The organism is Lysobacter sp. CA199, from assembly GCF_052078715.1.
GTDB lineage: Bacteria > Pseudomonadota > Gammaproteobacteria > Xanthomonadales > Xanthomonadaceae > Lysobacter.
This window is the reverse complement of the sequence record NZ_JBQJIL010000001.1, coordinates 174,859-195,168: the sequence shown is the minus strand read 5'-3', so window position 1 is coordinate 195,168 and position 20,310 is coordinate 174,859. Positions and strand designations below refer to the sequence as shown.

General features: G+C 67.9%; 12 protein-coding genes and 1 pseudogene. 5 read left to right on the top strand and 8 right to left on the bottom strand.

All coding sequences use genetic code 11. From position 1 onward, the window contains the following. Window positions 1-11: 11 nt before the first annotated feature. Genes ACTOWJ_RS00850 through ACTOWJ_RS00840 form a run of 3 tightly spaced genes read right to left on the bottom strand, consistent with a single transcriptional unit; the run spans window position 12 to window position 2,434 of the window. Window positions 12-647: an IMPACT family protein gene (locus ACTOWJ_RS00850; protein WP_441332687.1), complete on the bottom strand. Its 636-nt coding sequence runs from the start codon at window positions 645-647 to the stop codon at window positions 12-14. A gap of 60 nt (window positions 648-707) precedes the next feature. Beyond that, on the bottom strand, window positions 708-1,883 hold the full coding sequence (locus ACTOWJ_RS00845; protein ID WP_441332686.1) for a hypothetical protein: 1,176 nt from the start codon (window positions 1,881-1,883) through the stop codon (window positions 708-710). After that, complete coding sequence (locus ACTOWJ_RS00840) at window positions 1,880-2,434, bottom strand: RNA polymerase sigma factor (protein WP_441332685.1); 555 nt, start codon at window positions 2,432-2,434, stop codon at window positions 1,880-1,882. The genes ACTOWJ_RS00845 and ACTOWJ_RS00840 overlap by 4 nt, the downstream gene beginning before the upstream one ends. Before the next feature lie 202 nt (window positions 2,435-2,636). Here ACTOWJ_RS00840 and ACTOWJ_RS00835 point away from each other — a divergent pair, with 202 nt between their 5' ends. Further along, entirely contained in the window at window positions 2,637-5,645 is a 3,009-nt protein-coding gene (locus tag ACTOWJ_RS00835) for an EAL domain-containing protein (protein ID WP_441332684.1), read from the top strand. Between the two features lie 254 nt (window positions 5,646-5,899). Here ACTOWJ_RS00835 and ACTOWJ_RS00830 read toward each other — a convergent pair whose 3' ends face one another. The 4 genes from ACTOWJ_RS00830 to xseA form a co-directional block, all read right to left on the bottom strand. Further along, complete coding sequence (locus tag ACTOWJ_RS00830) at window positions 5,900-7,822, bottom strand: vWA domain-containing protein (protein WP_441332683.1); 1,923 nt, start codon at window positions 7,820-7,822, stop codon at window positions 5,900-5,902. A 274-nt stretch (window positions 7,823-8,096) separates the two neighbouring features. Continuing rightward, window positions 8,097-9,566 carry an aldehyde dehydrogenase family protein gene (locus ACTOWJ_RS00825; protein WP_441332682.1) on the bottom strand — a complete coding sequence of 490 codons (1,470 nt, stop codon included), beginning with the start codon at window positions 9,564-9,566 and terminating at the stop codon, window positions 8,097-8,099. 436 nt (window positions 9,567-10,002) lie between these two features. Then, entirely contained in the window at window positions 10,003-11,649 is a 1,647-nt protein-coding gene (locus tag ACTOWJ_RS00820) for an acetolactate synthase large subunit (RefSeq protein WP_441332681.1), read from the bottom strand. A gap of 274 nt (window positions 11,650-11,923) precedes the next feature. Continuing rightward, window positions 11,924-13,267, bottom strand: a complete 1,344-nt coding sequence (gene xseA, locus ACTOWJ_RS00815; protein ID WP_441332680.1) for an exodeoxyribonuclease VII large subunit — start codon at window positions 13,265-13,267, stop codon at window positions 11,924-11,926. 311 nt (window positions 13,268-13,578) lie between these two features. Between xseA and ispG the strand changes: the two genes are divergently transcribed. The 4 genes and pseudogenes from ispG (at window position 13,579) to ACTOWJ_RS00795 (ending at window position 19,672) form a co-directional block, all read left to right on the top strand. After that, window positions 13,579-14,847, top strand: coding sequence for a flavodoxin-dependent (E)-4-hydroxy-3-methylbut-2-enyl-diphosphate synthase (gene ispG / locus ACTOWJ_RS00810; RefSeq protein WP_441332679.1), 1,269 nt, complete (start codon window positions 13,579-13,581; stop codon window positions 14,845-14,847). Window positions 14,848-14,925: 78 nt separating this feature from the next. After that, the gene (locus ACTOWJ_RS00805) at window positions 14,926-15,603 is read left to right on the top strand and encodes a phosphatase PAP2 family protein (protein WP_441333065.1); all 678 of its coding nucleotides are present in this window, start codon (window positions 14,926-14,928) and stop codon (window positions 15,601-15,603) included. Window positions 15,604-15,714: 111 nt separating this feature from the next. Then, a pseudogene (locus ACTOWJ_RS00800) lies at window positions 15,715-15,894 on the top strand (YadA-like family protein); the annotation flags it as partial. 457 nt (window positions 15,895-16,351) lie between these two features. Continuing rightward, window positions 16,352-19,672: a S8 family serine peptidase gene (locus ACTOWJ_RS00795; protein ID WP_441332678.1), complete on the top strand. Its 3,321-nt coding sequence runs from the start codon at window positions 16,352-16,354 to the stop codon at window positions 19,670-19,672. Window positions 19,673-19,846: 174 nt separating this feature from the next. Here the strand turns inward: ACTOWJ_RS00795 and ACTOWJ_RS00790 are convergent, their stop codons facing one another. Next, entirely contained in the window at window positions 19,847-20,221 is a 375-nt protein-coding gene (locus ACTOWJ_RS00790; RefSeq protein ID WP_441332677.1) for a hypothetical protein, read from the bottom strand. Window positions 20,222-20,310 lie beyond the last annotated feature (89 nt).

Here is a 20,310-nt window from a genome sequence, read left to right as displayed (position 1 = left end):
GATCGCAGTCATCAGGAGAAGGGCGGTTCGCCGGGCTGATCGCCGCCGGGCGAAGCTTCGCCGGGAGATTTCAGTCGTACGCGGTTACGAGTGGCGTCGCGCAACTGCGCTTTCAAGGCGGCCGACTGCGACGCCGGCAGGCGAATCCGCACTTGCGCGCCGTCGGCGTCGAAGCGTTCGGCGCCCTTTTGCGCGTCGAATGCGTTCAGCGCCGCGTGCACGGCGCCGAGATCTTCGAACCGATAGGCCAGGTCCAGCTCAGCGTAGACGACCAGTTCCCGCCGCGGCGCCAGGCGCAGGCATTCGGCGGCCGCGCCGCCGTAGGCGCGGACCAGCCCGCCGGCGCCGAGCTTGATGCCGCCGTACCAGCGCGTGACCACGGCCACCACCTCATCGCAGCCCTGGCCGTCGATCGCGGCCAGAATGGGTCGACCGGCGGTGCCGGAGGGCTCGCCGTCGTCGTTGAAGCGGTACTGGGCGCCGATCCGGTAGGCCCAGCAGTTGTGGGTGGCGGCCGGATCGGAGACTTCCTGGACGAAGGCCAGCGCAGCCTCGGGCGAGGCCACCGGCGCGGCCAGGGCCAGGAAACGGCTGTGCTTGACCTCGATCGCGTGGCGGGCGCGTTCGGCCAGGGTGGTGGCGCTCATCGCCGTCTCAGGCGGCCGGGTGCGGGCGCCACGCGACGGATGGGCCGCCGCTGGCCGAGCTCATTTGAGCAACGGCCGCAGATCCTTCGGGATCCGGCTGCGCGGATGGGCGACGCGGAATTGGCGCAGGCTTTCGCGAGCGCGCTCGGTCTGGCCGTTGTCGCGGTACTCGCGGATGCGCTCCAGCCATTGCTCGGCCGGCAGGCGCCGCTCGTCTTCGCCGCTGCCCAGGCGCGAACCGGTGATCTCGACGCGATCGAGCGTGGTGGCTTCTTTTTCGGTGGCCGGCGGGGCTTGGGCCTTGAACGCGTTGGTTTCGCCGCGCGGCGAAGCTTCGGCGGCGGTGTTGGAGGACGCCGATTGGGATTGCGCGGCGGGTGTCGAGTCAGGCGGCGCATACGCCGGCGCGGGGTGGGTCGCGGCGTTGCGCGACTTGGCCGAGGCGGCGTCAGGTTTGGCGCTGTCGCGCGCCAGCGGTGCCGCTGTCGATACCGGTGCGGGGGCGCTCTGCGCGGCCGCCGCACCGGCGGGTGCTGAATCGGCAGGTGCGGAGAGGCCGGCGATGGACGCAGGCGCCGCCGGCGTAATGGCCGGAGCGGGAAAGGTCTTCGCATCGCGGCGTTCGACGCTGCGCGAGTACGCCGGCTCGGGCGGAGCCTGATGCGTTTTCGCTTCCGTCGCGGTTTCGGCTTTGAGGCGGCTGCGTTGGGCTCGTGCGTTCTCCAGCGGAGGCGGCGGCGGTGCGATCGCGCGCGGCGCCTCTTTCGGCGCGGCGGCAGGCAACGGCGCCTCGGCGATCGCCGGCGCTGCGGCGCTGGCCGCCGCATCCGCGGAATCGGCCATGTCCGGCGCTACCGGCAGCGCCGGTGCGGCGACCGTCGAATCCTCCGCGATCATCGCATCGGCCGGGTCCGCGGCGGCCGCCTGAGCCGCGGCGGGCGCGTCGATCGCGACCTGTTCCTCGCTCATCGCCTCCGCTGCCTTGTCCATCGGCCGCAATTGCCAGGCGATACCCACCGCCAGCGACAGCGACGCCGCCACGCCGATCCAGGCCGGCCAGCGTTGTTTTTTCGCGCGCGCGCGCGGGGCCTGCGCCACCGCGGCATGCGCGGCGGCGAGGATCCTGGCGTCGAGCGCGGGCGAGGGGCCTTCGTGCGGACCCAGCCGCAGCAGGCGCTCGGCCAGATCGCGTTCTTCCGGCGACAGCGGATCGGGAGCGTCGGGACGGCGGTTCATTCGGTCAACCTCGCGCGAAGTTTGTCCATCGCGTACCGCAGCCTGGACTTCACCGTTTCCCGGCCGGCCCCCGTGATCTCGCCGATCTCCTCCAAGCTCAGTTCCTGTTCCAGGCGCAGCAGCACCACCTCGCGCTGTTCCTCGGGCAATTCCTCGATCGCGCGCTGCAGGCGGCGGCGCTGTTCGAATTCGGACAGTTCGCGCTCCGGCGTGGTCGGATCGGGCACGCGCGCGGCGCGCTCATCGCCGTCTTCGGGCGCCGGCGGGCGGTGCTTGAGGCCGCGCCAGTAGTCGTTGAGGCGGTTGTGCGCGATCCGGAACAGCCAGGTGCTGAACTGCGCATCGGGTTTCCAGCCGTCGCGCGCGCCGATCACGCGCTGCCAGACGTCCTGGAAGAACTCGTCGGCCAGCGCCGAGTCGCGGATATGACGCAGCAAAAAGCGGTACAAAGGCCCGCGGTGGCGCGCGTAGAGCAGCTCGAACGCGGCTGCGTCGCCGGCCGTCCAGGCCAGCATCAGCACGTCGTCGCTCGCGTCGGCACCGGAATTCATTCGCGGCAGGGTACGGCCAGAAGGCGCCGACGGGAAGCGCTTGCGCGCCGGTGGGGCGTCGTATAGCGATGAGCGCAGGGCCAGTAGCATGTTCGGAATAACGGTTCGGGACCGCCAGCGGGGTTGCGGTCTGCCGAACATGTAAAGCTCGCGTTATCCTGCGCCCTGCGTAAGAGGCGGCGATCCGGTGCGTAATGATGCAATGCAAGCGGCAGCGGTGAGCGAAACGTCCGCGGGCGAGGTCCTGGCCTGCGCCCTGCAGGAGGCCCTGCCGGCGGGGTCGCAGGTGGTGGTGTGCTGGCGCGCGACGGCCGGGCGGGTGTGGGAATCGTTCACCCAGGGCACCGAGGCCGGTCTGCGCGATACCGCGCGGTGCTTGCTCGAGCGCGATCCGCCGGCGATCGGCGCCTCCGACGACCGCTATGCCGACCGGATCGAAGCGGCCTGGTGGCTGGAAGACCGCAGCCGCGCCAGCATCGTCGCGCAGATGCCGCAGGCGCTGACCGCGCCGCTGCGCGCGGCCTGGCTGGCGATGGCGCGGCGGATCGTCAGCGCCGACCTGGCCGCCGGCCGGGCCCACGCCCGCGCCGAGGCGCTGGAAAAATCCGAACGCCTGCAGCAGGCGCTGTACGGGATCGCCGATCTGGCCGGTTCGGGGCTGGAGATGACCGACCTGCTCAGCCGCATCCACGGCGTGGTGTGCGGGCTGATGTACGCGGAAAACTTCTACATCGTGCTCTACGACGATGTCGCCGACACCATGCGGTTCCTGTATTTCGCCGATCTCTACGACCCGTACGTGGCCAATCCGCTGCAGTCCATCCGCGGCGAAGACATGCCGACCAGCCTGACTTTGGCGTTGTTGCGCCACGGCGAGGCGCTGCAGGGCAGTTCGGCCGACCTGCGCCAACAGTTGAACGTGCCCCACGACGAACGTCACGGCCCCGACAGCGCCGACTGGCTGGGCGTGCCGATGCGCCGCGACGAGCGCGTGTGCGGCGCGATCGTGGTGCAGAACTACGACACCGCCGGCAGCTACGGCGACGAAGACCGCGCCCTGCTGTCGTTCGTCGCCCAACACATCCTGACCGCGCTGGACCGCTTCCGCGCGCGCGAGGAACTCGAACGCCGCGTCGCCGAGCGCACCTACGCGCTGCAGCTGAGCAACCGCGACCTGCAGGCCGAAATCATCGAGCGCCAGCGCTCCGAGCGCCTGCAGCGCGCGCTGTTCCGCATCGCCGAGCTGACCATCACCTCCGACACCCTGGAGCGCTTCTATTCCCAGGTCCACGACGTGGTCAGCGAGCTGCTGTACGCGCGCAACTTCTATATCTCGCTGCTGTCGGACGACGGCGAGCGCCTGCAGTTTCCATATTCGATCGACGAGCGCGACGTGATCCGCGAGACTCGCCGGCTCGCCGACGGCCTGACCGAATACGTGATCCGCCAGGGCAAGCCGCTGCTGGCCGACCGCCACCGCATCGCCGAGCTCAACAGCCGCGGTGAAGTGCGCAGCCACGGTTCGGCCGCGCATTGCTGGTTGGGCGTGCCGCTGTACCGCAACGACGCGGTGGTCGGGGTGATCGCGATCCAGAGCTATTCGCGCGCGATCAGCTTCAACGCGCGCGACCAGGAACTGCTGACTTTCGTCGCCCACCACATCAGCATCGGTCTGGCGCGCAAGCAGGCGCAGGACCGGCTGGTCACCGCGCACGGCGAACTCGAACAGCGCGTGGCCACCCGCACCCGCGAGCTGGCCCACACCAATGCCGAATTGGTCGCGCAGATCGGCGAACGCGTGCGCGCCGAGCTCAAGCTCACCCATCAGGCGCTGCACGATGCGCTGACCGGGCTGCCCAACCGCGGGCAGCTGCTGGAACGGCTCGACGAGGCGATCGCCCGGGCCAAGCGCGAAAACCGCGCGTTCGCCGTGCTGTTTCTGGATCTGGACCGGTTCAAGCTGGTCAACGACAGCGTCGGCCATTCGGCCGGCGACGAGCTGTTGATCGAAAGCAGCCGCCGCATCGTCAACACCGTGCGCAGCAACGACACGGTCGCGCGCCTGGGCGGCGACGAGTTCGCGATTCTGATCGAGAGCATCGACGGGCTGATGGTCGCCGAAGACCTGGCCCAGCGCGTACTGCGTTCGCTCGGCGAGCCGTGCTGGGTGGCCGGGCGCGAGGTGTTTCCCTCGGCCAGCATCGGCATCGCGCTGTGGCATCCGCGCTACGGCAACGGCACCGAACTGCTGCGCGACGCCGACGCGGCGATGTACCGCGCCAAGGGCGCCGGCCGCGGCCGGCTGGCGGTGTTCGACGAGGAAATGCGCGAGCAGGCCATGCGCATCCTCGATCTGGAAGCGGACCTGCGCCGGGCGATCAACGGCGATGCGTTCATCGCTTACTACCAGCCGATCGTGCGTCTGGACGATCAATCGCTGATCGGCCACGAAGCGCTGTTGCGCTGGCGCCACGAGAAGCGCGGCCTGTTGTTGCCGCGCGACTTCATCGGCCTGGGCGAGGACAGCGGCCTGATCGAGGAGGCCGACTGGATTCTCTACGGCCGGGTGGTGACGGAGCTTGCGCGTGGCGGGCAGGGCTACATCTCGGTCAACGTCTCGCCGCGGCATTTCCGTTCCGGCGATTTCGCCGACCGTTTGCTGCGCATGATCGACGAAGCCGGCGCCGATCCGCGCCGTCTGCGCATCGAGATCACCGAGGTCGCGCTGCTCGACGACGTGCCGAGGGCGCTGCGGATGCTGCGCAATCTGCGCAACCACGGGGTATTGGCGCAGTTGGACGATTTCGGTACGGGGTTTTCGGCGTTGTCCTATTTGCATCGATTCCCGATCGAGTGTCTGAAGATCGATCAGAGTTTCGTCGCAGGGTTGGTCGGCGAATCGCGCCCGGAAAGCGTCGCGGTGGTGCGCGCGATCCAGGCGCTGGCCGGCACCTTGGGCATCCATACCATCGGCGAAGGCGTGGAAACCCAGGCCCAACGCGCGATCCTGAGCGAACTGGGCTGCACCTACGGCCAGGGCTATCTGTTCGGGCATCCGGCCGAACGGGTCAGCGGCGAGTCGCGCCTGGTTGCGGCGGAGACGGACGGTGCCGTGTCGGCGATCGATCCGGTGACCGCGCAAAAGGGCGTCGCCGGCACCGGAGTCGACGAGCCTGACTTCGTCGAACACACGGGCACCGGCGACGCTTGAGCGCAGGATTTCAGTTTGGGTCTTGGTGTTGCGTGGCGGGCTTGCGCCACCTTGGTCGCGGCTCGCGCCGCTCCTACACGATGCAGGAGCGGCCGCGTTTGCGAGTGTAGGAGCGGCGCAAGCCGCGACCGCGGCTAAATAATGGTGAAATTGCGGACCGGCGCGAAAGACCAATCACTCCGACCCACCCGCACCGCTGCGATCGGAATCGGGCCGTCCCTGGCCCATCGCACCGCTCCCGCTCGCCCGCCGAGTTACTCGCTCACCGCCACGCCGTTGGCCGGCTTTAGCTCGCCGATCTGCGCCTTGGCGCGTTCGACCAGGCGCACGAACTCGGCGCGCTGGCCCCAGCGATCGTCCAGGCGCACGCCGCGCGCATTGGCGAGGATCTGATCCCAGCCCCAGCCGTCGTACTGACTGCCGCCGCGCAAGGCGTCGGCGAAGGCGGCCACCGAGGCGGCCATGCGCATGGGATCGCTGGCGACGGCGCGCTGGGCCGAGCGCAGCACCGGCGTTTCGATCAGTTGGCTGCGGTCTTCGCCCGGACGCTTGTAGCGCAGCTTGAGATTGGCGATCTCGCCGTCCTTACCGGCGGCGGTCGCGGTCTTTTCGCCGTAGCGCAAGGCCGGCAGCCGCGTGGCCTGTGAGCCGGCCGGAGTGATCTCGTACAACGCGGTGACCTCGTGCCCGGCGCCGATGTCGCCGGCGTCGACCTTGTCGTTGGTGAAATCCTCGCGCTTGAGCAGACGGTTTTCGTAACCGATCAGACGGTACTCGGCGACCTGCGCCGGATTGAACTCGATCTGGATCTTGACGTCGCGGGCGATGGTCATCAGGGTGGAACCCATCTCCTCGACCAGCACCTTGCGCGCTTCCTGCAAGGTGTCGATGTAAGCGTGATTGCCGTCGCCGACGTCGGCCAGTTTCTCGGAGAGCTGGTCGTTGTAGTTGCCGGTGCCGAACCCCAGCGTGGTCAGGGCGATGCCGCTCTTGCGCTGATCGGAGACCAAGGTTTCCAGCGCGTTGTTGTCGACCGTGCCGACGTTGAAATCGCCGTCGGTGGCCAGGATCACGCGATTGACGCCGCTCTTGACGAAGGCCTGCTTGGCCGTGGCATACGCCAGGCGGATGCCGTCGCCGCCGTTGGTGCTGCCGCCGGCTTCCAGGCGGCTGAGCGCATCGAGAATCTCCTGCTGACGATCGCCCGGCGTCGGCGGCAGCACCAGGCCGGCCGAACCGGCGTAGACCACGATCGAAATGCGGTCCTGCGCGCGCAGTTGTTTGGCCAGCATCGCGAACGCGCTCTTGAGCAACGGCAACTTGTCTGGGGAGTTCATCGAACCGGAGGTGTCGATCAGAAACACCAGATTGGCCGGAGGCAAGGTCTGCTTGGGCACGTCATAGCCCTTGATGCCGATCATCAGCAGTTGGCGCTGCGCGTTCCACGGCGCCGGCGCCAGTTCGGTGGAGACCTTGAACGGCGTGGCCGGCGAAGCCGGCGCGGCGTGGCCGTAGTCGAAGTAGTTGATGAACTCCTCCGCGCGCACCGCGTCGGCGGGTGGGCGCTGGCCGTCGTTGAGCATGCGCCGCACGTTGGCGTAGCTGCCGGTGTCCACGTCGATGGAGAAGGTCGACAGCGGCTGCTCGCTGGCGCGCACTACCGGGTTGTCTTCGCGTTCGGCGTACTTCTCGGTGTTGGCCGGCTGCGAGTAATAGGGCGGCGCGGGCGGCGGCGGGGCGATCCCGGCCGACAGGGCCGAAGGCATTGGTTGCAGCGCCATTCGCTTCACCTCGCGACGCTCTTGCTTGGCGCGCGCGTCGACCGGCGCGCCGGTGGCGACGACGCTATCGAGGGTGAGCGATTCGTGTCCCGCCGGCGCGGTCTGGCCGGACGCGCCGGCCTTGTAGGCGCCGACCGATTTCGCCGGTTCGCTGGGGGCGCTCAGAAACTGATTGGCCGTCGCCACCGTGGCGCTCGCTGCCGCTTCGCTGGCCGGTGCATTGACCGGGGCCGGTGGTGCGTGATGGGCTTGGGCGTCGGCCCGGTTCTTGGCGGAGGAAGAAGAACTGATGTCGCCCGAGGACTGACAGGCGCTCAAGGCCAGCGCGGCCAGCAGCGCGGCGCTCAGAGCATGGGCGGAACAACGGACGGACGACGAGCGGCGCGAGGCTTGCATGACGGCTTCCCTGGTGTGTGGACCTGGGAAGTCGAACGGGCCGGTATGGCGGGTGGGGTTGATGGGGCGAGAATTTTTTTGCGTGGGTCGGGGCACCTTCTCCCGCTTGCGGGAGAAGGTGCCCGATAGGGCGGATGAGGGCAGCGCGGTGGGCCGGCCCTCACCCCAACCCGTGCCCGGCCCGAACGCGTGGCGTTCGGGCGTTCGGTGCCGCGCGAGCCGGTGGCTCGCAAGCGCGGCCCCTCACCCCGCAAAGCAGGAGAGGGGCCTGGTTTCAGCCGACGCGATCGCGGATCACCAGCAAACGCTGCTCGCTCATATCCTCGATCGCATACCGCACGCCCTCGCGGCCCTGGCCGGAATCCTTGACTCCGCCGTAAGGCATGTTGTCGACCCGGAAGCTCGGCACGTCGCCGACGATAACGCCGCCGACGTCGAGACGGTCCCAGGCGCGCATCGCGTGATCCAGGCGGCCGGTGAACACGCCGGCCTGCAGGCCGAAGTCGCTGTCGTTGACTTCGGTGAGCACGCTGTCGAAATCGTCGAAGGGCTCGATCAGGGCGACTGGGCCGAAGGCTTCCTTGCGGTACAGGTCGGAATCGTGCGGCACCTTTTCCAGCAAGGTCGCGGGAATCATGTTGCCCGTGCGCGGCCCGGCGTTGATGCGCTTGGCGCCTGCCTTTACCGCCGCGTCGATCCACGACTGGATGCGCTTGGCGGCGTCTTCGTCCACCACCGGCCCGATGAAAGTTTTCTCATCGCGCGGATCGCCCATGCGCAACCCGCCGATCGCGGCCTTGAGTTTCTTGCGCAGCTTGTCGTAGATGTCGGCATGCGCGTAGATGCGCTGCACGCTGATGCAGCTCTGGCCGCTCTGGTAGTAGGCGCCGAACACCAGGCGCTCGACCACGTGATCCAGGCTCGCGCCGGGATCGGCGTCGACGATGCAGGCGGCATTGCCGCCGAGTTCCAGGGTGACCTTCTTCTTGCCCGCGCGCGATTTGAGATCCCAGCCGATCAGGCCGCCGGTGAAGCTCAGCAATTTGATCCGCTCGTCCTCGACCAGTAACGAGGCGTCCTCGTTGGAGCAGCACAGTACCGAGAACGCGCCTTCGGGCATATCGGTTTCGGCCAACACCTCGCCGATGATCAGCGCGCCGACCGGCGTCTTGATCGCCGGCTTGAGCACGAACGGGCAACCGGCGGCGATCGCCGGAGCGACCTTGTGCGCGACCAGGTTCAGCGGGAAATTGAACGGCGTGATGAAGCTGCACGGACCGATCGGCACGCGCTTGACCATGCCGCGGTAGCCGCGGGTGCGTTCGGAAATCTGCAGTTCGATGATCTCGCCGTCGATGCGGGTGGCCTCGCCGGCGGCGATGCGGAAGGTGTCGATCAGGCGGGTGACTTCGCCGCGCGCGTCCTTGATCGGCTTGCCGGCTTCGATGCACAGGGCCAGGGCGAGTTCTTCGAAACGTTCGGTGAAGCGGCGCACGCAATGTTCGAGCACATCGCGGCGGCGGTCGGGAGTGAACCGCTCCATCGCCTCGCGGGCCTTGTGCGCGGCGACGATGGCTTTGCGCACCGCGGCCGCGTCGGCCATCGCCACGCGGGTGGCGCGCTTGCCGCTGTATTTGTCCAACACCTCCAGATCGGTGTTGGCCGCGACCGGGCGATTGGCGAGGTAATAGGGATAGCTGGACTTGAGTCCCTTGGCGGGCTTGGTCTTCTTGGGCTTGGCCATTGGCGGCTCCTTGAGGGATGGCAAGGTCGGGGGTTGTCGTCGCTTCGGGTGTCGGGGCTGAAGCCCCTCCCACAAAATATTTCGCGGCTTCGAGGTCTTTTGTGGGAGGGGCTTTCAGCCCCGACCGAGGTCGGGTCGTATCGGGAGTAAAGCCCCCTCACAAAAGATGTCGTCGCTTCGAAGTCTTTTGTGGGAGGGGCCTTCAGCCCCGACCGAGGTCGGGTCGTATCGGGAGTAAAGCCCTCTCACAAAAGATGTCGTCGTTTCGAAGTCTTTTGTGGGAGGGGCCTTCAGCCCCGACCGAGGTCGGGTCGTATCGGGAGTGAAGCCCTCTCGCAAAAGATGTCGTCGCTTCGAAGTCTTTTGTGGGAGGGGCCTTCAGCCCCGACCGAGGTCGGGTCGGAATCCGACCCGGCATCGCACTACATGAGTTCGCTCACTGCACCGCGGCGGCCAGCCGCGGAATGTCTTCGTTGAGTATCCGGTCGTCGTCGCTGTAATCGATCGGCACCTCGATCAGATCCACGCCCGGGGTATCCAAGGCCTTGCGCAGCAGCGGCAAGAACCCATCGCTGGACTCGGGCCGGTGCCCGCGCGCGCCGTAGCTGCGCGCGTAGGCGACGAAATCCGGATTGCCCAGGTCCATGCCGAAGCTGGGGTAGCGCTCATGCGCCTGCTTCCACTTGATCATGCCGTAGGCGTCGTCGCGCAACACCAGCACCACCAGATCCAGTTTCAATCGCACCGCGGTTTCCAGTTCCTGCGAATTCATCATGAAACCGCCATCGCCGCAGACCGCGACCACTTTGCGATCCGGACAGACGATGCGTGCGGCGATCGCCGAGGGCAGGCCGGCGCCCATCGTCGCCAGCGCGTTGTCGAGCAGCAGGGTGTTGGGCTCGCGGCAACGGTAGCTGCGCGCGAACCACAGCTTGTACAGGCCGTTGTCCAGGCAGACCACATCGCGCGGCGACAGCGCCGCACGCACGTCGGCGACCAAGCGCTGCGGCACGAGCGGAAAGCGGTCGTCCGCGGTGCGGTCTTGCAACTGTTCCAGCAGCGCCTTGCGCACGCGATCGAAGTAGCTGAAATCCCAGTGCGGTTGCGGCTGCACGGCTTCGGATAGTCGCCAGACCGAATGGGCGATATCGCCGACCACTTCGATCTGCGGGAAATACACCGCGTCGACTTCGGCGCTGGCGTAGTTGACGTGGATCACCGTGCGCCGGCCTTCGCGCATGAAGAACGGCGGCTTTTCGATCACGTCGTGGCCGATGTTGACGATGCAGTCGGCCGCGTCGATGGCACGGTGGACGAAGTCGTGGTCCGACAACGCCGCGTTGCCCAGCCACAGCGGGCCTTCCTCGTCGAGCACGCCCTTGCCCATCTGAGTGGTGAAGTAGGGGATGCCGAGTTTGGCGACGAAGGCGTCGAGGGTTTTCGAGGTGGTCTTGCGGTTGGCGCCGGCGCCGATCATCAGGATCGGGTGGCGCGCGCCCGCGATCGCTTCGGCGGCGCGTTCGATGGCCTTGTCCTCGGCGACCGGACGGCGCGAGAACGAGGCCGGAATCAACCGCGCCTGGGTCGGATCGGCGGCGATGTCCTGCGGCAGTTCCAGATGCGCCGCGCCCGGGCGTTCTTCCTCGGCGCGGCGGAAGGCTTCGCGCACTCGCGCCGGGATGCTGTCGGCGGCGACGATCTGGCGGGTGTACTTGGTCAGCGGCCGCATCGTGTCGACCACATCGACGATCTGGAAATGGCCCTGCTTGCTGGTCTTGATCGGCTTCTGCCCGGTGATCATCAGCATCGGCATGGCGCCGAGCTGGGCGTAGGCCGCGGCGGTGACCAGGTTGGTTGCGCCAGGTCCCAGGGTGGACAGGCAGACTCCGGCCTTGCCGGTGAGGCGTCCGTAAGTCGCGGCCATGAATCCGGCGGCCTGTTCGTGGCGAGTCAGCACCAGTTTGATCGAGGAGGTGCGCAGCGATTCGAGCAAGTCGAGGTTTTCCTCGCCGGGGATGCCGAAGACGTACTCCACGCCCTCGGCCTCGAGCGCGGCGACGAACAGATCGGACGCCTTGGTCATGCGGAACTCCGTGTGCGGGCCGGGCCCGAATCAGCGAATCCTCGCGCAAACGGTGTTAGCGGTGGGCGATGGCGGTGGAACGGTGCGGGCTATGCGCGATCGGATCGCCAGATTCGGAAAGATCGGAAGCCGGCGCTGGCTTCGAGGTCTTTTGCGGTGGGGCTTCAGCCCCGACGCTTTCCGCTCCGGTCGCTTCGACAAGTCGGTTCCGAGATTCAAGCGATCCGATCGAAGAGCGTCGGGGCTGAAGCCCCTCCCACAAAAGACTTCGGAGTTACGAATCGCTGCCTTCGACGCGTACCTTCAACTGTCCGTCATGCACCCGCGCGGTCAAGCGATCGCCCGGCGCGGCGTCCAGCACGCTGCGCACCACGCGCCCGTCCTCGCGCTGGACGATGGCGTAGCCGCGCGCGACCGTCGCCAGCGGGCTGACCGCTTCCAGCGAACGTGCCAGGCCGCGCAGGCGCAAGGCATCGGCGCGCAGGCGGCGCGCGATGGCGGCCTGCGGGCGCTGGGCGAGCGCGGCCAGGCGTTCGCGAAGTTGCGCGATGCGTCGCCGCGGATGGCGCGCGCGCAGGACCGCGTCGGCGTGGCGCAGGCGCGCGGTGTCGCGTTCCAGGCGCAGGCGCCAGGCTTGTTCGAGCCGGCGCAACGCTTCTTGCTGGCGAGTGCGCAGCGAGGCCAGCCGGGCTTGCGGGCGCTGCGCGTTCAGACGCAGGCCGGCGCGGTCGGCGCGTTGCATCGCCTGACGCAGACGCTGGCCGTGCAGGTTGTGCAGACGCGCTTCGAGCACGCGCAGGCGATGCAGCAGATCGGTTTGCTGCGGGACCAGCAACTCGGCGGCGACCGACGGCGTCGGCGCGCGCACGTCGGCGGCGAAGTCGGCCAAGGTGAAGTCGGTTTCGTGGCCGATCGCCGACACCACCGGCACCGCCGAAGCGGCGATCGCGCGGGCCAGGCGTTCGTCGTTGAACGCCCACAGATCTTCCAGCGAACCGCCGCCGCGCGCGAGCACGATCACGTCATAGCGATCGGAGGCTTGGGCGCGTTGCAGCATCGCGGTAATGCGTTCGGCCGCGCCGTCGCCTTGTACCGGAACCGGCAACACCTCGGCCTCGGTCAGCGGGAAACGTCGCGCCAGCACGCTGAGCACGTCGCGCACCGCCGCGCCGCTGGGCGAGGTGATCACTGCGATCCGTGCCGGAAAACGCGGCAGTTCGCGCTTGCGCTCGCTGTCGAACAGGCCTTCGGCGCCGAGCCGCGCCTTGAGCTCCTCGAAGGCACGGCGCAGCGCGCCTTCGCCGGCCTCTTCCATGTGGTCGAGCACCAACTGGTAGTCGCCGCGCGCCTCGTACAGGGTCAGCCGGCCGCGCGCGAGCACCCGCAGGCCTTCGCGCGGGACGAACTTCAGCCAACTGCTCTTGGGCTTGAACATCGCGCAGCGGACCTGAGCGCGCGCGTCCTTGAGGGTCATGTACAGATGGCCCGAGGACGGCCGCGACAGATTGCCCAGTTCGCCTTCGACCCAGATCAGCGGGAAGGTGTCCTCCAGCAGGTTCCGCGCCAGGGCGTTGAGCTGGCTGGGGGTGAGGACTTCGTCGGGCTGGCTGGGGGGCATCGGTTCGGTACTGAGGCTAGGGGGAGGCTAAATTTTCCGCTCGTCATCCCCGCGAAGGCGGGGATCCAGAGACTTCAGAGCTTATGTCGCGATGAGGCCCTGGATCCCCGCCTTCGCGGGGATGACGTCCGAAAGAAGACGGCCATTGGCGTCATCGTCTGCGCCGATGGTAGCGCGGCGCCCCCTCGGACGTTCCAGGCGGGTCGAAAGTTCAGTTAAAGCCGCGTCGGGGCGGTCCCGCCGCACCACAGCGTTCCCGCAGCTTCACCCCCGCCCCACGTAAGCCCCGCGCCCCGGCGTTACAATAGGCCATGAATTCAGAAGCCTTGCCCTGCGCCCATTCCGGTTTCGGCCCCCTGCCGCGACGCCTGACCCGCTCGGTCACGGTCGGCGGCGTTCAGGTCGGCGGCGGCGCGCCGGTGGTGGTCCAGTCGATGACCAACACCGACACTGCAGACGTCGCTTCCACCGCCAAGCAGATCGGCGAGTTGTGGCGCGCGGGTTCCGAACTGGTGCGGATCACGGTCAACACCGTCGAGGCCGCCGCGGCGGTGCCGCGGATCGTCGACAAGCTGGCGATGAAGGGCATCGAGGTGCCGATCATCGGCGACTTCCACTACAACGGCCATCAGCTGCTCACTGCTGAGCCCGCCTGCGCCGAAGTGCTGGGCAAGTACCGGATCAACCCGGGCAATGTCGGTTTCGGCAAGAAGAAAGACAGCCAGTTCGCCACCCTGATCGAGTTCGCGATCAAGTACGGCAAGCCGGTGCGCATCGGCGCCAACTGGGGTTCGCTGGACCAGGCCCTGGCGACCCGGCTGATGGACGAAAACGCCGCCCGCGCCGAGCCCTGGGACGCCGGCCGGGTGCTGCGCGAGGCGCTGATCCGCTCGGCGCTGGACTCGGCCGCGCGCGCGGTCGAACTGGGCCTGCCGGCCGACCGCATCGTGCTCAGCGCCAAGGTCAGCGGCGTGCAGGAGCTGATCGCGGTGTATCGCGAGCTGGCCACGCGCGGCGATTACGCGCTGCATCTGGGCCTGACCGAGGCCGGCATCGGCAGCAAGGGCATCGTCGCCTCCAGCGCCGCGCTCGGCGTGCTGCTGCAGGAAGGCATCGGCGACACCATCCGCATTTCGCTGACGCCCGAGCCGGGCCAGTCGCGCAACAACGAAGTCATCGTCGCCCAGGAACTGCTGCAGACCATGGGCCTGCGCGCGTTCACACCGATGGTGACCGCCTGCCCGGGCTGCGGCCGGACTACCAGCACCTTCTTCCAGGAACTGGCGCAGACCGTGCAGGAACACGTGCGCAACAAGATGCCGGAGTGGAAGATCACCCATCCGGGCGCGGAGAACCTCACCCTCGCGGTGATGGGCTGCATCGTCAACGGCCCGGGCGAGTCGCGTCACGCCAACATCGGCATTTCCCTGCCGGGCACCGGCGAGACGCCGTCGGCGCCGGTGTTCGAGGACGGCGAGAAGACCGTGACCCTGCGCGGCGAGAACATCGCGCGTGAGTTCGTCGCGCTGATCGACACCTACGTCGAGCGCCATTACGGCGCGCGCGTCGTCGGCGCCTGACCCGCGGTGACGGAACCGCGCGTGAGCGAGTCGTCTCCGCAGAACCTCGCCGCGGGCCGCGATGCCGGCGACGGCGCGTTGAGGCAAGAGGCGCGTTTCGGTCTGGCGCTGTTGCGCCGTCACGGCTGGATGCTGCTGCTGGTGTTCATCGGTCTGTTGCTGCCGCTGTGGGCTTTCGCCGAACTGGCCGATGAGATCCACGAGCAGGAAGCCATCGTCTTCGACGTGCCGATGCTCGAGTACGCGCACGGTCTGGCGCGCGAGGGCTTCGACCGCGTCTTCGTGTTGTTCTCGCAACTGGGCTATCTGTACGGCGTGGTGCCGTTCGATATCGGCCTGGTGATCGTGCTGAGCGTGCGCCGCCGATTCCGCGAAGCCAGCTTCGCCGCGATCGCGTTGGGCGGCTCGGCGCTGTTGAACATCGCCGCCAAGCAATTCTTCGCGCGCGAGCGGCCCTCGTTGTGGGAGTCGATCGCGCCCGAGCACAACTTCAGTTTCCCCAGTGGGCACGCGATGGGATCGATGACCCTGGCGGTCACCCTGATCCTGCTGAGCTGGCCCACGCGCTGGCGTTGGCCGGTGATCGCGCTGATGGCGGCGTTCGTGCCCTTGGTCGGCTTCTCGCGCCTGTACCTGGGCGTGCATTACCCCTCCGACATCCTCGCCGGTTGGTCGGTGGCGACCGCCTGGGTGGTGGCGGTGTATCTGCTGGTGTATCGCGGCGGATTACGGCGGCCCTGGCATGCGGCCGACTGAACGGGCTGCCACCTCGCTTCCGGCTCGTGGCACTTGTCAGGAATCAAAGCGTGCTTTCTGGCGCGGAGTATCGACTCTCTTCGAACCTGCGCCCTGATTACGTCTTCGGCCAGCGCATCGGGCTTGCGTGCGCAGAATCGCGTCGCGGTCGGTGCCGGCTTCCAAGGCGGCGAGCAGGCGCTGTCGATCGGTTACCAGCGCGCGATCAGCGACCGCGCGACGGTGACTGTGGGCGGTGCGTTCAGCGATTCGGAAAGTTCGGTCGGTATCGGCGCGGGCTTCGGCTGGTAAAGAGCCGCTCACCTGCGTAAGCCGGTTACAGGGAGCGCTTCGGCGCTCCCTTTTATTGCCTGCCTGCGCGACAGAGCCTATGCGGTCGGCCCTCGGATCGGCACGGTGAGGCGCTGCCCGCGGGAGAGACTTGATGCACGCAGCCTGTTTATGAAGGTGACGTTTCACTGTTGAAACATGCTTGTTTGGCATGTGTGAGGCATCGGAAATGTGCGTATTGTCACGCCGTAACTTCGCCGGCTCGCGCAGTGTTCCGCGTGGGTGGGAAGTTCGGCCCGGCGCATACGAATGCGCGCGGGCGTTGCGGGAGGGACGGTCGGTCGAGCCACGTTCGTGGTTCGGCACACGGACGACGTCGACTGCGCCGATCTCTCTCCCCAACTAGGACCGCGACGTGCCTGGCAAGGGGGCGGGCGTGTGGCGGTGTCTTCGCGAAATGAACGTGGAGGACCACTCGATGCCCAACGTAGTCAATCGATTGACGATCGCCATCAGCCTGGTCGGGCTGGCGGCGCTCGCCGGAGCCGCGGTACGCGGTCTCAACAGCGACAGTCCGGCCGATGCCGGGGTCATCGGCGGCGCGCCGTCGCCGCAAAGCAACGACAGCGGGCTGGAAACCCGGACCAGTCGTTACATCGTGCTCTACAAGGAAGCGCCGGTGAGCGCGTATCACGGCGAAGTCGCCGGCCTGCCGGCGCCGCAGCGCCTGGAAGGCGCGCAGAACGCCAACGTGGCGCTGGCCAAGGGCGTCGGCGGCGGCAGCCGCGTCGATGTGCGCGGCGCGCAGGCGCGCGGCTACGTGCAATACCTCGACCGCGCTCAACGCGATCACGAAAGCGGCATCCGTTCTTTGATCGGCCGTCCGCTCAGCATCGAACGGCGCATGCATCACGCGGTCAACGGCGTGGTCACGCGCATGACCCAGAACGAAGCCGCGCGCGTGGCCAAGCTGCCCGGCGTCGAACTGGTCGAGGAATACCGCGAGTACGCGCTCGACACCGACGTCGGCCCGCAACTGATCGGCGCGCCGTCGCTGTGGAACGCCAATCCCACCAACTTCCGCGGCGAAGGCGTGGTGGTCGGCATTCTCGATACCGGCATCAATTTCGGCAGCCCGGCATTCGCCGCGGTCGACGATACCGGTTATCACCACGTCAATCCGAACGGCAGCGGCAACTACATCGGCACCTGCGCACCCGGCGGCGCCGACGAAGGCCGATGCAACGACAAGTTGATCGGCGGCTGGGACTTCGTCTGCGGCGCTCCGGGCAACACCTGCGGCGTGCCGGGCCTGCGCGAAGAGCCCGGTTTCGGCGACACCAACAGCCACGGCAGCCACACCGCCTCGACCACCGCCGGCAATGCCTGGACCGCGAACTTCAAGGGACGCGACGTCCGCATCTCCGGCGTCGCGCCGCACGCCAACATCATCGCTTACGACATCTGCTACACCAACATCGCCACCAATCAGGGCTCATGCCCGAACGTGTCGGCGGTCGCCGCGATCGATCAGGCCATCGCCGACGGTGTGGACGTGATCAATTACTCGATCGGCGGCGGCGGCTCGCCGTGGGGCGAAGCGGTGTCGCTGGCCTTCCTCAATGCTTCCGACTCGGGCATCTTCATCGCCACCTCGGCCGGCAACAGCGGCCCAGGCCCGAACACCACCGGCCATCGCCAGCCCTGGACCTCGACCACCGCCGCTTCCAACCACGGCCGCGGCACGTTTGCTTATCTGTTGCAGATCACCGGCCCCGGCGCGGTGCCGCCGGCCTTGCAGGCGGTGCAGTTGACCGAAGGCGTGTCGGGTACCGCATTCACCGCCACACTGCCGCCGACCACGCCGGTGCGCGTGAGCGCGGGCATCGATTCGGCCAACGACGGTTGCGCCGCGTTCGCGGCCAACACCTTCCAGAACGCGGTCGCGGTGATCCGCCGCGGCACCTGCAATTTCACCGATAAGGTCAACAACGCCAGGAACGCCGGCGCGGTCGCGGTGGTGATCGCCAACAACCAGCCGGCGATGACCTCGCCGAGCGTACCGGGCACGACCATTCCCGCGTTCCTGGCCGCGCAGACCGACAGCGATGCGATCCGCGATTTCGCCACGGGCAACGGCAACAGCGCCACCGGCGGCATCAACTTCCCGCCGACGCCGATTCCGAACACGCCCGACGTGCTCGCCGGTTTCAGTTCGCGCGGCCCCGCGGTCGGTCTGGACGTGATCAAGCCCGACGTGACCGCGCCCGGCGTGAACGTGCTCGCGGTGATTTCCGGCACCACCCTGACCGGCAGCGAGAACCTGGTCGGCTTGCTCAGCGGCACTTCGATGTCCTCGCCGCATCAGGCCGGCGCCGCCGCGCTGTTGCGTCAGGCGCAACCGAACTGGACCTCGGCCGAGATCAAGTCGGCCTTGATGCTGACCGCCACGACCAAGGTCTTCAAGGAAGACGAGGTCACGCCGGCCGATGCGTTCGCGACCGGTTCGGGCCGCATCCAGCTCGATCAGGCGGTGCGTTCGGGTCTGGTGCTCAACGAGACCACGGCCAACTTCCTCGCGGCCGATCCGGCCCAGGGCGGCGACGTGTCGGCGTTGAATCTGGCCAGCTTCACCTCGAGCAGTTGCTACAGCTCGTGCAGCTTCGAGCGTAAGTTCCGTCATGCGCAGGGCAAGCTCGAGTTGTATATCGCGCAGGTCAAGGGAGTGCAGGGCATCGCGTTCCCGCCGCTGGTGCTGTCGGCGCCGGGCCAGACCAGCAAGATCAAGGTGTTCGTGCTGACCCCGTCGTATCCTCAGGACGGTTCGTGGCACTTCGGCCAGTTGGAGCTCAAGCCGCTGATCGGCCGCGATACGCCGGATCTGCACTTGCCCATCGCCGTCGCCGTGCCGCCGCCGCAGATCGCGCTCGCTCCGGAGCAGGTCGCTCTGAGCTTGCCGGCCGGCAGCCGCGGTTTCGCCGACTTCCGCATCGCCAGCCGCAGCGCATCGCCGTTGGAGTTCGAAGTCGACAATACCGGTTCGGCCGCGATCACCATCAACCACGCAACGGCCGAAGGCGTCAACAGCGGCTTCCGCAGCACGGTCTACACCGATCCGGCTTCGGCCGGCGGCTTGCAGGCGCAGTTCTCGGCGGACGATTTCGTCCTCACCGGAAACACGCAATTGTCGAAGCTGTTCTCGGAAGGCTTCGTGTCCAGCGGTGCGGCCTTGGCGAGCGTCGCGGCCAATCTGACCTGGAGCGTGTACAGCGATAACGCGGGCAATCCCGGCAGCCATCCGCTGGCGGGGTCCGCGGTGTGGAGCTACACCGCCGCGCCGACCGCGGCGGGCGTGACCGTCAACGGCGCCAACGTCACCCTGGATATGGCCGCGGCCGGACAGAACGTGCAGTTGCCGGCGGGCCGTTACTGGCTGGTGGTCAACGCGCGTACCAGCTTCGCCAACCGTTGGGTCTGGTTCGCCTCCAACACCGGCGACAACCAGTTCCGCACCATCGCCATCGAGCCCGGCGGCGCGGGCAACTGGGGCGCGGGCGCTGGCTTCGCCGGTCTGGCCTTCGACATCCAGGGCCAGAGCGCTTGCGGTGCGCCGTGGATCGGCGCTCCGCAGCGCGCGTTCGGCCGGGTTCAAGGCAACCGCGAGCTGGCCAATCGGGTGCGTATCAACACCGCCGGACTGGCGCCGGGTTCGCATGTGGGTTACGTCTGCGTAGCCAGCAACGATCCGGTGCGGCCGAAGGTGGCTTTGCGCGTGGCCCTCACGGTCACCGCGCGCTGATCGCTTAGCGAGTCGCAGGCCGGGCCCGTTCGCGGGCCCGGCTTTTTTGTGCCCGCGCTTGTCGGCGTTGTCGGATCGACGGGGCGGAGATACGGTTGTTACGTAGCCTGCACATCGCGCGTGCAGGACGGATCGAACGGATCGAACGGACCGGCGGGATGGATGCCGCCGGTTTCACCACTCGCGCCAGGTCTCGGTGATGTCTTCCTCGCCCGCGATCGCGCCGGCATCCGCGGCGGCGCTCAGGATCAGTTCGCACAGGCCCTCGCGCTGATCGGTTTCGATCAGGTTGTAGCCGCAGCGCGCATTGAGCGCGTTGAGCGCCAGCACGATGCGCCGCACCGAAGCGTGTGCGGCGGTGCGATCGCCGCTCTCGGCCGCCGCGCGCGCGGCGTCGAGGAAACGGTCGATGATGCGCTCGCACTCGTCGATATCGCCGACGTTGTAACCCGCATCGGCGCCGTCCTGGGCGAGGTCTTCCATGTAGCTGCGCATGCCGTCGAGGATTTCGCTCTTGAGCTCGACGTAATCGTTGGTTTTCACCTGCATCGGGTTCCTCGGTCGGGGCGGCGGCGCGCGTGCGGCGGCCTGCATGCGTGGGCGTGCAGGCGCGGGCGTGGATGCGCGGGAGCAGGCGC

Bases quoted from the DNA above. Each gene is read 5' to 3' on its own strand.
- ACTOWJ_RS00850 (WP_441332687.1), bottom strand. From the start codon at position 647: ATGAGCGCCACCACCCTGGCCGAACGCGCCCGCCACGCGATCGAGGTC.
- ACTOWJ_RS00845 (WP_441332686.1), bottom strand. From the start codon at position 1,883: ATGAACCGCCGTCCCGACGCTCCCGATCCGCTGTCGCCGGAAGAACGC.
- ACTOWJ_RS00840 (WP_441332685.1), bottom strand. From the start codon at position 2,434: ATGAATTCCGGTGCCGACGCGAGCGACGACGTGCTGATGCTGGCCTGG.
- ACTOWJ_RS00835 (WP_441332684.1), top strand. From the start codon at position 2,637: ATGCAAGCGGCAGCGGTGAGCGAAACGTCCGCGGGCGAGGTCCTGGCC.
- ACTOWJ_RS00830 (WP_441332683.1), bottom strand. From the start codon at position 7,822: ATGCAAGCCTCGCGCCGCTCGTCGTCCGTCCGTTGTTCCGCCCATGCT.
- ACTOWJ_RS00825 (WP_441332682.1), bottom strand. From the start codon at position 9,566: ATGGCCAAGCCCAAGAAGACCAAGCCCGCCAAGGGACTCAAGTCCAGC.
- ACTOWJ_RS00820 (WP_441332681.1), bottom strand. From the start codon at position 11,649: ATGACCAAGGCGTCCGATCTGTTCGTCGCCGCGCTCGAGGCCGAGGGC.
- xseA (WP_441332680.1), bottom strand. From the start codon at position 13,267: ATGCCCCCCAGCCAGCCCGACGAAGTCCTCACCCCCAGCCAGCTCAAC.
- ispG (WP_441332679.1), top strand. From the start codon at position 13,579: ATGAATTCAGAAGCCTTGCCCTGCGCCCATTCCGGTTTCGGCCCCCTG.
- ACTOWJ_RS00795 (WP_441332678.1), top strand. From the start codon at position 16,352: ATGCCCAACGTAGTCAATCGATTGACGATCGCCATCAGCCTGGTCGGG.
- ACTOWJ_RS00790 (WP_441332677.1), bottom strand. From the start codon at position 20,221: ATGCAGGTGAAAACCAACGATTACGTCGAGCTCAAGAGCGAAATCCTC.